Here is a 13,481-nt window from a genome sequence, read left to right on the forward strand (position 1 = left end):
ATTGAACTCATCATACAGACTCCTTATGTTTTTTCTCAGCAATTAAACAATAAGATAAATCTGTATGATTGGGAAGAGGTTTCGATCTCTTCCCTTTATTTTTGCCAATGATAATTATACTCTAAGAAAACAGTGGACACAGCCTCTGCCATGCCCACTTTACTGTCATTCTAATTTTCTCTCGGTACACTGCTTCTATCTGTCCATTTCAAATGTTCTTTTCGGGTGTTTAGTTGCCTTTTCTTCCTGTTCTAAAGCTTTAGATCGCTCTATAATCGACTGCACCTGTTCTTTTCCCAAACAATGCTCCAGTCGTCCAAAATCTGCCGTTTTTTCCTGCAATTTATCAATCGCCTTCTCTTGCTCCATAATTCTGTTTGTTAAACGGCTAATTTTTTCTTCTTGCCGTTCAGATTTAGCAGCCAACTTCTTTCCCTGTTCGGTAAGCTGAACACATTTAATCGTCAGTGCCTTGATTACTTCTTTCAGTTTCTCTACCAATGGCAAAGCCTTTTTATCTCTATATGCCTTCGCACTCATCAGTGCCCCCGGCTCTGCCAACTGCCACTTTTCTTCCTCATCATAAGCGTAAATATTCCTTTCCATTGTCGCCTTAGACTGTACCATCTTCTCAATCTCTGTTTCTAATTTTTTCTGTCGCTTTTCCAGCTTCTCATTATCAGATAACAGCTTTTCCTTATCCTCCGCCAGCGTTGCAGTCTGCTCTTTCAATAAATCGCTTGCTTCTGAAAGTTCGGATATCTCCTGCCGGATTGCTTTGCTCTCCTGTTGGATCTGTTCCGTTTCCTGTCCCACCACAGCCTGCTGTTCAAGAATATGATTCAGTTCTTCCTTACTATCAGAAATTACCTGTTCCAACTCCGCTACTTCCTTTGCCCGTTCCTGTTTCTCAAAATCAAGTACCGACAAGTGTTTATTATGCGTTCCAAGCTGCTTCCATTCAATTCCATACCGCCCCATAATCTGGGCAATTTCCTGCTTTTCTGATTCTATCCACTGATTCCATTCCGTTGCTCCCCTCGTGCCGCCCTTAAAGCCCTGTTCTCCCAATGCTCCCTTTAAGGTAACTCTGGTATCAAGACCACGCTTGCTGTTACAAATAACCGGAACAAAATCTACATGGACATGTGGCGTTTCCTCATCCATATGCAGATGAGCAGAAAATACATGAAGATATGGATTCCGTTTCTGAAAATCTTTCATAAATTCAATCAGAATTTCCTTTGCAAGTTGCCCTTCGCCACTTTTGGCATTCATATCGTCCTTGTTTCCAATTTGAAAAACTGCTTCATGGAATAGCTTTTCCTGCTTGCCCTGCCGGATTTTTTCATAGTAATTATCAATTTTTCTGTCATTTCGTTTCTGTTTCGCATTATACCGTTCCAGAGCTTCATCAAATAATTCATGATAGACTTCTTCAATCTCTGCATGACAAAACTCCACATTGTAAATACTACGTTCTGTATCCACATTTTTTGCACTAAAGGCTCTTGTGTTATGATTGATAGAACCCTTTCCCATCATACCGCTAATCGTTCTCTCCAAGCTTTATCCTTTCTCCCTGTTTAGGGGTAATCAGTGCCGGCTACGGCACATAGCTTTGTTACTTTCGTCGAAAGTAACGCAAAAGCACTTTTGACAGCCGTTCCGTCCATCAAAAGTTGCCATTGCGTCCTGCCGGAGGCTTTTTCCGTCCTACGGACGGGCGGCTTCCAGCCTCTTTGCTTCTGCCGCCATAGCTTTTCGGATAGCCGATAGCACATTTTCTATCGTATATTCATCCCATCCGGCAAGCCATATCAATGTCCTTTCTTCATCAATCGTTAGCTCTACCTCTCCAAAGATTTCATTAAGATCAGCAATCCTCCGGGTTTCACTTTCATAAAAATATTTATTTACATTCCGAGTTCCCCACTCCGGCTGAATGATCATCCAATCACACCTTTCTCTTTGTCTGCTGTCCACAGGAGCGTGACACGCCCCTGTCCATTATCATCAAGGAAAACTACCATCGGAAACTGTCCTGCACTCCCCGCCTGTCCAGATATTCTTTTCTTGCCTGTTCCCGTTCTTCCTCTGTCGGTGCAGTTTTTGATTTTCCAAACAGGTCACGCATGACCATCCTGTCCAACTTTTTCTCCAATTCCTTCTTGATTTCTTCCTCGCAGCTTTCATCTTCCATCAAGTGAAAGCGAAGCAACTGCATAAATAATTCCTGTGATATTTGCACATTTCTCATCGTATCCCATCCTCTCCGTGACGGTATGTGACAGTTGTGACAGTTATTTCGATACTGCACTCGCTGTCAAAAATACCGTCACAACCGTCCCCAACTGTCACGCTGTTTCCGTATCGCCTTTCCAAAACCGTATTTTTCTTCCATCGTGAGTGCGGTTGCTCTTATAATAAATGCCATACTCTGCATACAATCGCCCTGAAAGAACATTCAGTTTTCTTGTAATAACATGGGGCTGAATTTCTACCTTTATCAGCGAAACCAGTTCCGTTGCTGAGCCTTCCCAAAAGAATTTATCCTTCATAACAAGTTCGTCAATCTCATCCAGTAAAGGCTCTGGCGGTTCCTTCCACAGTTCAGTTTCTGCCCTTTGCAGTTCCCACAATAACGTTTCTGTGTTGCGGATAAGGTATAGCTTTTGGTCTTGCTGATCTCTGCCCGATACTTCCAAAGTTGCGGCATTGCCTGTCCGTTTTTCTTTCTGAAGGAGAAACGCCCCATCCGCTGCACCGAGCAGTCCGCTTGTTCCCGAAATCATATCAAACTTATCATCCGCCGTCTGTTTCCTTGTGTGGTGTACGAGCAGGATACAAAGACCGTGGGCGTCTGCAAAACTTTTCAGCCTTGCCATAATCTGATAATCGTTTGCATAGCTGTAATTATCTCCACCGACTTCCCGTACCTTTTGGAGCGTATCAATGATAATCAGCCTTGTGTCTGCGTGTTCCGCTACAAACCTTACAAGCTGTTCATCCAACCCTTTCCCAAGCTGGCTGGCAGAAACAGCGAAGTATAGGTTCTCTGCACTCTCTGTCCCAAACATCCGATACAGACGCTCCTGTAAACGGCGATAATCATCCTCAAGGGCGAGATACAGTACCGTTCCTTTTCGGGTAGTATAATTCCAAAGCGGTGTGCCTGTGCTGACATGATAGGCAAGCTGTGCCATCAGAAAACTCTTTCCCAGTTTGGGAGAACCTGCAAAAATATAAGTGCCGGGGTAGAGCAAACCGTCGATTAACGGCGGCTTGCTCTGGTACTGGGTGTCAAACAATTCATTCATGGAAACTGTTTTGAGATAGGAGGGGTCTAAACTCAACTGCATTTCTCTCTGCATTTCCTCAAAACTCTTGATATTTTCCTCATACTCGGATATACTATTTTCAGCGTTTTTATGAATTGGCTGCCTTCCATCTGCGGCAACAGATGGGTTAAGGGCAGTCTTTTCTTTTTTATTCTCCATTCTCATCCTCTCCTTTCAGACCGCCAAGAATAATGGCGATTAGTTCAATTACATTCAACAGTTCCTCATCCACGCTGTTCCCTGCTTCAATCCGCTTTAACTCTGTAAGGACAGCGGCAAGTTCCAGTTTGAGTGCCTTATACACTCTCGGATTTCCCTGTACCACCACATCCTGATTCAGACAGCGGCGGTAACAGTATTCCTGTTTGGGCAGCCCCGATAAGGCAACCGCCTTGTTGATGCGTTCATTTTCTTCGGGCGATACCCGAAATCCTACTGTGATGTTTCTCCATCGGTTTTTGTTATCCCTGTTCTTAGCTGACATTTGCAATCTCTCCTTTCCCTAAATCATCTAATCTATCTGCCATTTCCGTCTGTTTTGACGGGAACAGATGAGCGTACTGGTAAGTGATGTCAATGCTTTCATGCCCCACACGGTCTGCAATCGCCACCGCCGAAAATCCCATATCAATGAGCAGACTGATGTGACTGTGCCTGAGATCGTGAATGCGGATACGCTTTACACCTGCGGCTTCTGACCCCCTGTCCATCTCGTGATGAAGATAACTTTTGGTAACTGTAAAAATGCGGTCTTTCTTCTTCAATCCGTAGAGCATTTTCAAATACTCCTGCATTTCTTCGCAAAGGAACTTCGGCATTTTGATCATGCGGTTACTTTTCTTTGTTTTCGGTGTGGTAATCACATCTTCTCCGTGTAGCCGCTGATAAGATTTGTTGATTCTGACCGTTTCTTTCTCAAAATCGAAATCCGCTGCGGTCAGTGCAAGCAATTCCCCTTCTCGGATACCGCACCAGTAAAGCATTTCAAAGGCATAGAATGAAACTGGCTTGTCCATCATCTCAAAAGAGAACTTCTTGTATTCTTCTTTTGTCCAGAACAGCATTTCCTTGTGTTCTTCACTTCCCATATTTCCCACCTTTGCGGCAGGATTGGAACGCAACTCATAATAACGTACCGCATGATTAAATATGGCTGACAGTTGATTGTGCAGTGTTTTTAGATAGGTCTGTGAGTATGGCTTTTTCTTCTCATCCCGATAGGCAAGCAGTTCATTCTGCCATGTGATAATCTCCTTTGTGGAAATCTCGCTGATTCTTAACTTGCCAAAATACGGAAGTATCTTTGTGCGGATGATATGCTCCTTTGTCAGCCATGTGTTCTCCTTCAGACGGGTTTTCACATCCCGGATATACAATTCAGTAAAAGCTTCAAAGCTCATATCAAGGTCAGACGCATTCTGCAACTGGAACATCCGCTCCCATTCCTGAGCTTCTTTCTTGGTGGCAAAACCACGTTTGCATTTCTGCTTACGCTCGCCTTTCCAGTTCACATACCTTGCCATCACATACCATGTTCCATTGTCCTCATTCTTAAATACCGGCATTACTTTTCCTCCTTTCCTGCTCCGTAGAGCCTTTCATAAAAATACTGGCGGTTCACACGCCCTGTAATCGTAATAAAACCTTTCGCTTTCAATTCCTCATTCAACTGCCGGATTAACTTATAAGCATAAGGCTTTGATACGCTTAGTTCCTGTGCCACTTCTTCGGCACGAATAAATTTGTTTTCCATATCATCAGTCCTTTCATTAAAGTTTTGTTTGGCTGCCGTTCTATCCGAGTAAAGTTCCAGCAGGCATCCCCTTTTCGGTGCTGTGCTGTCCCGATATACCGTGGTATGTCAGGTGCTCGCTTGCCTTCCGGCAAGGTCTTGGCAGTTTATGCTTTTCGGACGGTCATTCAGTTTTTCTAAGCTTTTTTGTTTAACTTTATTTTCATTATACTAAGCATATTTGTTTGTGTCAAGTGGTTTCAGGAAAAATATTAAGCTTTTTTGTTTTGTATTATCTTGACTTCGCCTAAACATATCTGCTATACTAATTACACTACATATACAAGGAGCGATGATTATGGCGATTGGAGAGAGAATACATTTTTTCCGCATTCTGCGTGGAATGACACAAAAATATCTTGGTACGATTGTCGGCTTTCCTGAACGAAGTGCCGATGTGCGTTTAGCACAATATGAAACAGGAACAAGAAAACCGAAAGCAGAACTTACTGCTTCATTGGCACAGGCACTTGATGTTTCCCCTCATGCCCTCGATGTACCCGACATTGACAGCTATATCGGACTGATGCACACTTTGTTTACCCTTGAAGATTTATATGGTCTGACTATCAGCGAAGCAGACGGAGAAGTCTGTCTGAAAGTCAGCAAGAACAAAGGAAAAGACGCTCACGAACTACTAAAAATGCTCTATGCTTGGAAAGAACAGGCGGACAAGTTATCTTCCGAAGAAATCAGTAAAGAAGAATACGATAACTGGCGTTACCACTATCCAAAGTTCGATACCACTCAAGTGTGGGCGAAAGTGCCATCACAGGAACTTAGTGACGCTTTAGTGGAAATGTTCAAAGAGCAACTCAAAAATGACGATTGAAAGTAGGTGTGTTATGGCTTCAAGTAAAGATTATTTGACTTTTGTATTAGAACAATTATCAGATTTAGACGGTATTTCCTATCGTGCAATGATGGGAGAATATATACTCTATTTCCGTGATAAAATCGTTGGCGGTATCTACGATGACCGCTTACTTGTAAAACCAGTGCCCTCTGCAATCTCACTTATGCCAACAGCAGCTTACGAATTACCCTATGACGGAGCAAAAGAAATGCTCTTAGTTGATGATGTTGACAACAAAGAGTTTCTCTGCAATCTGTTTCTTTCTATGTACGATGAACTTCCTACGCCAAAGAAAAAGAAAAGCACCTCCAAAAAATAACGACAAAAAGCCCTTAGCCATGAGTTTCATACCCACAGCTAAGGGCTTAGTTTATAATATGGATTTATTTGTTACACAACCGCCTGTCAATCATTCTCTAACCATAAAACCACTGGATTACAAGAATAATGGCTCTTATGCAACTGTTATCAATTTGTTATCAAAAGACTTTTTAAAGTGCCGCAAACCCGCATAAACACTGGATTTTTACGATGCTCCACCTTATTCCCACTCGATTGTCGCGCATGGCTTCGGGCTCATGTCGTAGCACACCCGGTTGACATTCTTTACTTCTTTCAGGATACGGTCCGTGATCTTCAGAAGCACTGGCCATTCGATCTGTTCGATCGAAGCTGTCATTGCGTCAATCGTATTGACCGCGCGGATGATGACCGGATACTCATAGCAGCGCGCATTATCCTTTACGCCAACTGACTTAAAGTCCGGAACGATTGTAAAATACTGCCATACCTTCTTATCCAGGCCGGCTTTTGCAAACTCCTCGCGCAGGATTGCGTCAGATTCACGTACTGCCTCAAGCCGATCTCTTGTGATCGCTCCAAGGCAGCGCACTCCGAGTCCCGGTCCCGGGAACGGCTGACGGTATACCATATCATGTGGAAGTCCAAGCTCTACGCCGCAGGCACGCACCTCATCTTTAAACAGCTGCTTCAGCGGCTCAACAAGATCAAACTGCAGATCTTCTGGAAGTCCGCCTACGTTATGATGAGATTTTACCATTTTTGCCGTCTTTGTACCGCTCTCAATAATATCCGGATAAATGGTTCCCTGTCCAAGGAAATCAATTCCCTCAAGCTTTCTTGCCTCTTCTTCAAACACCCGGATAAATTCACTGCCAATAATCTTTCTCTTCTGCTCCGGATCTGCCACGTTTTCGAGCTTGCCAAGAAAACGCTCTGTTGCATCCACGTAAACAAGATTTGCATGAAGCTGATCACGGAATACCTGTACCACACTTTCTGACTCATTTTTACGCATCAGACCATGGTTGACATGGACACAGACAAGCTGGGATCCGATCGCCTTGATCAGCATAGCTGCTACAACGGAAGAATCCACGCCGCCGGACAAAGCGAGCAGCACCTTTTTATCACCAACCTGCTTACGGATCAGTTCTACCTGGTCTGCAATGAAATTCTTCATGTTCCAGTTTGCTTCTGCCTTACATTCGTCAAAAACAAATTTTTTGAGCGTCTCCTGATCCGGGAGCTTATCGTACTGTTTTTCACATCTGGATGACGGGTAATCTACTGAAATCATCGGATAACCGAGATCATACAGCTCCGGTCTTACTTCTACTGCTGCACCGTCTACCATGCGGTTTTCTCCGCCGTTTAAAATGATTCCTTTTACATTATCAAGCGCTTTCAGTTCCTCTGCTGTAATATCATGCGGATGGATCTCACTGTATACGCCGAGCTCGCGCACTGCACGTGCAGCCACGGTATTTTCGGTACTGCCCAGATCCAAAATAACAATCATATCCTGTTTCATGACAAACCTCTCCTTTAACTTTTTTCTTTCTTCATTATAACGCCTGTCTCTCCAAAAATCATCAAATTTTTTTCAATTTTCTGGCAATTATAGACAGTTTATTTGTTTCTATTCTCTATTATTTCTGTTTTATTTTTTAATATTATATAAATTTCAGAATTATTTTCTTGACATTCATTAAAATCAGAGCTATTATGAAAATAACCTAAAATACATATCACAGTTAAAGGAGGTCGGAGATTATGTTAAAACTGTTACTTCATATCTTTATTCTCACAGGCGTCCTCCTCATTGTTTTCGTTGCGGCCGGATATTTCCGTTCCCGCACCGATTACCGGACAGGATGGCTTCACAGAATCGGCAGCTTTCTTTTGTATGGATACGTCAAAGTCTGCAGCGCCATCGAGTACGGTCTGGAGTATCTGAAAAGAAAAACGGTTTCCGTATTCCGCATGTACCATCCTGCAGATGGTCCCCTCTCCGGAACTGTCCAAAAGGATATGCGGCTGCATTCCCTTGGCAGCAGCTGTTGCCAGAGTACCAGACAGTTTGAATTAGGTGTCCGGAATAGATATTCATAAATTTTTAATCGTGATATCAAAAAGCGACGAGCTCCCTGCATATGGATCATCTGATCATCCATTGCAGGGAGCTCTTTTATCTGCTTTTTCATTCTGCCGTCATCATTCTTCTGTCATCATTTTTATGATCTCGCGGTTTGTCTCGCGCATTCCTTCTTTTCCAAGGCGGCCTACATTGCTGATCGTCTGCTCAATCCCCTTTGTCACGATCCCGTCTCCGCTGTAAAACTGCTGTCCTCTTAAATACATATTGTATCCTAATATTCCGGCATCCACGGAGGAAGCAATCTTCGCCGCACAGGAAGCCTTTGCTCCGTCGCATACAATACCTGAGACAATAGCGAGCGCATTTACAACCGTATGTACTACTTCCTCGTAGCCTCCGCCGCACAGATATGCGATCCCGGCTCCTGCCGCTGCGCCTGCACTGACTGCTCCGCAATATGCCGACAGACGTCCGATCCCTGTTTTCTCATGGATCGCAATAAGATTTGACAGGGCCAGTGCCCGGAGGGTTGTATCCTCATCTGCCTGCAGTTCTTTTGCATATTCCAGTACCGGCACGGAACAGGTAATACCCTGATTCCCGCTTCCTGCGTTAATGATCACCGGAAGCTCACAGCCATTCATCCTCGCATCAGATCCCGCCGCTGCCCTTGCCTTCGCACGGTTGCGCACATCACTCCCATACGTATCAAGGAGCACGCTTCCTATATTTGCCCCATAATCACCGCGCAGTCCCTCATCTGCAATCGCTGTATTATAGTCAATCTGCCGCTGCAGCACTTCCCGTATTTCCTGTGTGTCTACAGAACGAATAAAATCCCAGATCCCCTCCACATCAAGCAGGGAGCGATCGGTCAGCCCCTCTTCCCGCTCTGCCTGCACAGGCCGCTCAAAAAGCGTTTTATGATCTTTCTCTATCAGGACGATATTGGTATGATAGTTGGCGATCCGCACGACTGCGTAAGAATCGCCTCTGCTTACTGTTACAATAATATCGAAAATAATACCGTGATCAATATGCTCTACCTCTATTTTGGTGTTTTTTAAAAACGCATCAATCTGCTGCGTCTGCTCCGGCGTTACGTGCGCAATGACCTCCAGCTCATTTTCTGCTTTTCCTGCGATGATCCCGGCCGCTGCCGCTGCCGGGATCCCCTTTAAATGATTCGTATGCGGCACGATCACACTTTTTACATTTTTAATAATGCTCCCGCTCACCCCAATATGCACGCAGTCCGGTATCGCTCCAAGCGTCTCCCGGGCCTTCGCTGCAGCATAGGCAAGCGCGATCGGCTCGGTGCATCCCATAGCAGGCACCAGCTCTTCCTCCAGTATCCTGATATAGGCCGTATATCTTTTATCCGATCTGTCCATCTCGTTCTCCTTTGTTTTTTATTGTGCTGCATGTGCATAAGAAGCAGCTCACTCAAAATTTTTCTTCTGACGCAAAGAGACACGGGAATCGGATTCCTGTGCCTCAATACGCATTTGGATCAGTCTCCTTAATGGAAAGCCCAAACAGCGGTCATCTTATACTGTATGATATTTTGCAATATATACCGGGAACGTATCTGTTCCTTTCATTTCTTTTCCTGCTGTCACTGTTACGTTCTTGTCTGTGATCAGATATTCGATATTGCTGCCAGCCTCTACCACAGTATCCTGCATCAAAATACAGTTCTTTACCTTAGCGCCCTTCGCTACCTTGACGCCACGGAATAAAATACTGTCCTCAACCTCGCCCTCGATCACACAGCCGTCTGCTATCATGACATTTTTTGCACTGCAGCCATTAATATATCTCGTCGGATTATCATCACGGATCTTTGTGTAGATTCTTGGGCCTGAGAAAAGCGCATCCAGATTGTAGTCATCCAGCAGCTTCATGTTCTCATCAAAATAGCTCTTAAGGCCTGTGATGCGCGCTACGTATCCGTCGTATTTATATGCCTGGACATTAAGCTTGTTGAGCTGAGTCAGAAGAACATCGCGGTTAAAATGTTCCTGGCCGCGCACAAATGCCGTATTGACCATATCGATCAGCAGCTCCCTGTCGATCAGGTAAATACCCATGGAAAAGTTCTGTACTCCGCGTGTTTTCGGATTCACATAAATTTTTGTGATCCTTCCATCTTCAATATTATATGTATAATACAAAGCCTTGCTGTTATCAGAGGTACGCAGAAAGCTTTCCGGAAGCTCCTGCTCATTATAGGCAATACTCACATCCGCGCCTGTCTCGATATGATTACGGATCATATCCTTAAAATCAAAATTCAGCGCAATGCTCGTATCAGCCATGACCACGTACTGCTCCTTTTGTTCACGCAAAAACTCAAGCAGACTTGCCAGCGCGCTGATGCGTCCTGTATAGCGTGTCGACTCCTTCTCCGAGTATGGCGGGAAAATATTCAATCCTCCGTTCTTGCGCACAAGATCCCATTCACGTCCGGAGCCAAGATGATCCATCAGGGAGTGATAGTTGCTGTTTACCATTACGGAGATATTATCTATATCACAGTTTGACATACTTGAAAGAATAAAGTCTATCATGCGGTAACGGCTCGCAAAAGGTATAGAAGCCATCAGACGCACATTGACCAGCTCCGGGACAAGCGGATCATAATTATTCGGGAAAATTATACCGAGTGCACTCGTCTTCGCATTTACCATTGTTCGCCACCACCTTCTACATTTTTCTCTACCATTGCATTCGGTCCGATCGTTGCATTATCGCCGATCACAACACCCGGCCCTACTGTCGCAACACCATTTTCATCACCCTCCGGCATCGCACCGACAACGGCATTTTCTCCGATCGTGACCTTCTCCGCGATAATACAGTGCTTTACAACGGCGCCCGCCTTGATCACTGTGCCGCCCATCACCACTGCATCCTCGATCACTGCACCTTCCTCCACTGTAACACCGGAGAAAAGGATCGAATGCTTCACCGTTCCCTTGATGCGGCAGCCATCTGTGATCATAGAATTTTCAACGATAGCCCCTGCACTGATCTTATGCCCCGGCATTCCGCTGTTTCGGCTGTAGATCTTCCAGTCCTCATCAAAGAGATCAATACCGCTGTGCTCCGGATCAAGAACCTCCATGTTTGCCTCCCAGAGCGAAGAGATCGTCCCTACATCCTTCCAGTAACCGCTGAAATGGTACGCATACATCTTGCGCCCATCGCGCAGCAGATTCGGAATGATATTGTTTCCAAAATCATTTTCTGAATCCGGATCTGCCTCGTCCTCTGTCAGGTACTTCTTCAGGATATCCCAATTAAAAATATAAATACCCATGGATGCCAGATTCGACTTCGGCGTCTTTGGCTTTTCCTGGAACTCGGTGATCTTATCATTCTCATCAGCAACCATCAGTCCGAAACGTGACGCCTCTGACCACGGCACCTCCATAACAGCTACACTGAACTCTGCCCCCTTTTCCTTATGGAACTTGAGGAAGTCACTGTAATCCTGTTTGCAGATCTGGTCACCGGAAAGAATAATGACATATTCCGGATCATAGCGCTCAATAAATGCGAGGTTCTGATAGATCGCGTTTGCTGTTCCCTTATACCAGTCAGAGCCAGAGGCCTGCTGATACGGCGGCAGGACATGAACACCTCCATGGAGACGGTCCAGATCCCACGGCTGTCCGTTTCCGATATATTCATTCAGCACAAACGGCTGATACTGTGTGAGGATCCCTACGGTATCGATGCCGGAATTCACGCAGTTGGAAAGCGGAAAATCAATAATACGGTATTTCCCGCCAAATGGAACTGCAGGTTTTGCAAGCTTCCGGGTCAGAGCATACAGACGTGAGCCCTGTCCGCCGGCAAGAAGCATTGCAATCATCTCTTTAGCCATAAATACTTCCTCCCTGTACAAAAGTGTTTATAGCTAAAGTATACACTATATTTTTAAAAAGTGGTAGTTTTTTTGTGCATTTTTCGAAAAATTTATGTAAAAAAAACTTCCAACCCCCGCTTCTGCGCTTCCTCCAGAAGCTCTTCATTTTTTTTGTTCATTGCTGCGAATGTTTTCACACAACAGACAACCTTCTGACACTGTGCAAGCACTTTTTTGGCTTCCTGCAGCGCATCCTCTCCTATCGGCTCAAATGACTGTTCTGTTATGACACGGCATGCCAGAAATTTCGCCACTGCATAGTCTACATCATTTTCATGCAGAACACCTGCAGCAAAGGGGATCCCCTGCCTTTGGAGCTTCCGGTATACCGGTATTCCTCTCCCGTTTCCTCCGATGACAAAAATCTGAGGCTCTCCCTGTGGGCGCGCCATCTCCAGGCAGCCAAAATCAGCGTTATAGCTTCCGCTTGTCATGCCATAGAGCGTATGTATATATTCGTTTGTAAAAATCTCTTCCGGTGTCCCAAACCGCTCGATCGTATCTCCGTGTACGCAGACTACGATATCTGAAATCTTCTGCGCCAGATCAAGCTCATGCAAAGACATGATCACTGCCAGATTCTTTTCCAGCACCATATTTTTCAGAATGCCAAGCAGCTCCAGCTTATGACGGATATCCAGAAAAGACGTTGGCTCATCCAAAACGATCACCTCCGGCTCCTGGCAGATCGCCCTTGCAAGGAGCACCCGCTGGCGCTGTCCGTCACTGATCGCTGTAAAATCTTTATCCTTCAGCTCCAGGGCATGCACCAGCTCCATTGCGCTGTACACCTTCTGCCGGTCTGTATCGCTTAAGATGCCCAGCCTTCCCGTATAGGGATAGCGTCCTGTCGAAACAATATCCTCACACGTCATAAGCTCTGTGTGCATCCGTCCCGTCATTACAACAGCCAGCTTTTTTGCCACCTCTTTTCCTGACATGTGATGCATCAGCTCACGATCCAGGTAAACTGCTCCCCCGATGAGGGAAAGCTGCTTGGTGATACTTTTTAATATGGTTGACTTGCCTGCTCCATTTGGCCCGATCAGTGTCAGGATCTGGCCGCGCTTTAAACGGATCTCAATATCCCGGATCAGCGGTTTTCCGTCATATCCTACCGTCATTTTATCTGTATATACGAAATAATCGTTCAT

The 13,481-nt window shown here is 45.1% G+C and carries 15 protein-coding genes; 2 read left to right on the forward strand and 13 right to left on the reverse strand.

All coding sequences use genetic code 11. The features are described 5' to 3' along the window. Positions 1 to 195 precede the first annotated feature (195 nt). The 7 genes from QOX44_RS06355 to QOX44_RS06385 all read right to left on the reverse strand — a co-directional run bounded on the left by QOX44_RS06355 (position 196) and on the right by QOX44_RS06385 (position 5,094). Entirely contained in the window at positions 196 to 1,545 is a 1,350-nt protein-coding gene (locus tag QOX44_RS06355) for a plasmid recombination protein (RefSeq protein WP_283682307.1), read from the reverse strand. Positions 1,546 to 1,716: 171 nt separating this feature from the next. Then, positions 1,717 to 1,953 carry a hypothetical protein gene (locus tag QOX44_RS06360; RefSeq protein ID WP_283682179.1) on the reverse strand — a complete coding sequence of 79 codons (237 nt, stop codon included), beginning with the start codon at positions 1,951 to 1,953 and terminating at the stop codon, positions 1,717 to 1,719. Between the two features lie 73 nt (positions 1,954 to 2,026). Then, positions 2,027 to 2,260 carry a complexin-2 gene (locus QOX44_RS06365; protein ID WP_283682180.1) on the reverse strand — a complete coding sequence of 78 codons (234 nt, stop codon included), beginning with the start codon at positions 2,258 to 2,260 and terminating at the stop codon, positions 2,027 to 2,029. Between the two features lie 97 nt (positions 2,261 to 2,357). Next, positions 2,358 to 3,500: a helicase RepA family protein gene (locus QOX44_RS06370; RefSeq protein ID WP_283682181.1), complete on the reverse strand. Its 1,143-nt coding sequence runs from the start codon at positions 3,498 to 3,500 to the stop codon at positions 2,358 to 2,360. Continuing rightward, positions 3,490 to 3,825, reverse strand: a complete 336-nt coding sequence (locus QOX44_RS06375; protein ID WP_118475137.1) for a plasmid mobilization protein — start codon at positions 3,823 to 3,825, stop codon at positions 3,490 to 3,492. The genes QOX44_RS06370 and QOX44_RS06375 overlap by 11 nt, the downstream gene beginning before the upstream one ends. Next, complete coding sequence (locus QOX44_RS06380; RefSeq protein WP_283682182.1) at positions 3,815 to 4,906, reverse strand: site-specific integrase; 1,092 nt, start codon at positions 4,904 to 4,906, stop codon at positions 3,815 to 3,817. Before QOX44_RS06380 ends, QOX44_RS06375 begins: the two co-directional genes overlap by 11 nt. Next, positions 4,906 to 5,094 carry a transcriptional regulator gene (locus QOX44_RS06385; RefSeq protein WP_024739120.1) on the reverse strand — a complete coding sequence of 63 codons (189 nt, stop codon included), beginning with the start codon at positions 5,092 to 5,094 and terminating at the stop codon, positions 4,906 to 4,908. Before QOX44_RS06385 ends, QOX44_RS06380 begins: the two co-directional genes overlap by 1 nt. 337 nt (positions 5,095 to 5,431) lie before the next feature. Between QOX44_RS06385 and QOX44_RS06390 the strand changes: the two genes are divergently transcribed. Together QOX44_RS06390 and QOX44_RS06395 are read left to right on the forward strand one after the other, a co-directional pair. Then, entirely contained in the window at positions 5,432 to 5,965 is a 534-nt protein-coding gene (locus QOX44_RS06390; protein ID WP_283682183.1) for a helix-turn-helix domain-containing protein, read from the forward strand. A 13-nt stretch (positions 5,966 to 5,978) separates the two neighbouring features. Then, on the forward strand, positions 5,979 to 6,308 hold the full coding sequence (locus QOX44_RS06395; RefSeq protein WP_283682184.1) for a TfoX/Sxy family protein: 330 nt from the start codon (positions 5,979 to 5,981) through the stop codon (positions 6,306 to 6,308). Between the two features lie 222 nt (positions 6,309 to 6,530). On the opposite strand, the gene guaA is transcribed toward QOX44_RS06395, so the two are convergent. The 6 genes from guaA to QOX44_RS06425 form a co-directional block, all read right to left on the reverse strand. Continuing rightward, positions 6,531 to 7,823 carry a glutamine-hydrolyzing GMP synthase gene (gene guaA, locus QOX44_RS06400; RefSeq protein WP_283682185.1) on the reverse strand — a complete coding sequence of 431 codons (1,293 nt, stop codon included), beginning with the start codon at positions 7,821 to 7,823 and terminating at the stop codon, positions 6,531 to 6,533. A 254-nt stretch (positions 7,824 to 8,077) separates the two neighbouring features. Continuing rightward, positions 8,078 to 8,284 (reverse strand): hypothetical protein, encoded by a 207-nt coding sequence (locus QOX44_RS06405; protein ID WP_283682186.1) that lies wholly within the window; start codon positions 8,282 to 8,284, stop codon positions 8,078 to 8,080. A gap of 222 nt (positions 8,285 to 8,506) precedes the next feature. Continuing rightward, a complete protein-coding gene (locus QOX44_RS06410; RefSeq protein ID WP_283682187.1) occupies positions 8,507 to 9,784 on the reverse strand; it encodes an L-cysteine desulfidase family protein in 1,278 nt (425 codons plus the stop codon). A gap of 156 nt (positions 9,785 to 9,940) precedes the next feature. Next, entirely contained in the window at positions 9,941 to 11,083 is a 1,143-nt protein-coding gene (gene glgD / locus QOX44_RS06415) for a glucose-1-phosphate adenylyltransferase subunit GlgD (protein WP_283682188.1), read from the reverse strand. Further along, the gene (locus tag QOX44_RS06420; RefSeq protein ID WP_283682189.1) at positions 11,077 to 12,285 is read right to left on the reverse strand and encodes a glucose-1-phosphate adenylyltransferase; all 1,209 of its coding nucleotides are present in this window, start codon (positions 12,283 to 12,285) and stop codon (positions 11,077 to 11,079) included. Before QOX44_RS06420 ends, glgD begins: the two co-directional genes overlap by 7 nt. Before the next feature lie 92 nt (positions 12,286 to 12,377). Then, on the reverse strand, positions 12,378 to 13,481 hold the full coding sequence (locus QOX44_RS06425) for an ABC transporter ATP-binding protein (RefSeq protein ID WP_283682190.1): 1,104 nt from the start codon (positions 13,479 to 13,481) through the stop codon (positions 12,378 to 12,380).

The organism is Parablautia sp. Marseille-Q6255, assembly GCF_951230155.1.
In the GTDB taxonomy this organism is placed as follows: Bacteria; Bacillota; Clostridia; order Lachnospirales; family Lachnospiraceae; genus Choladousia.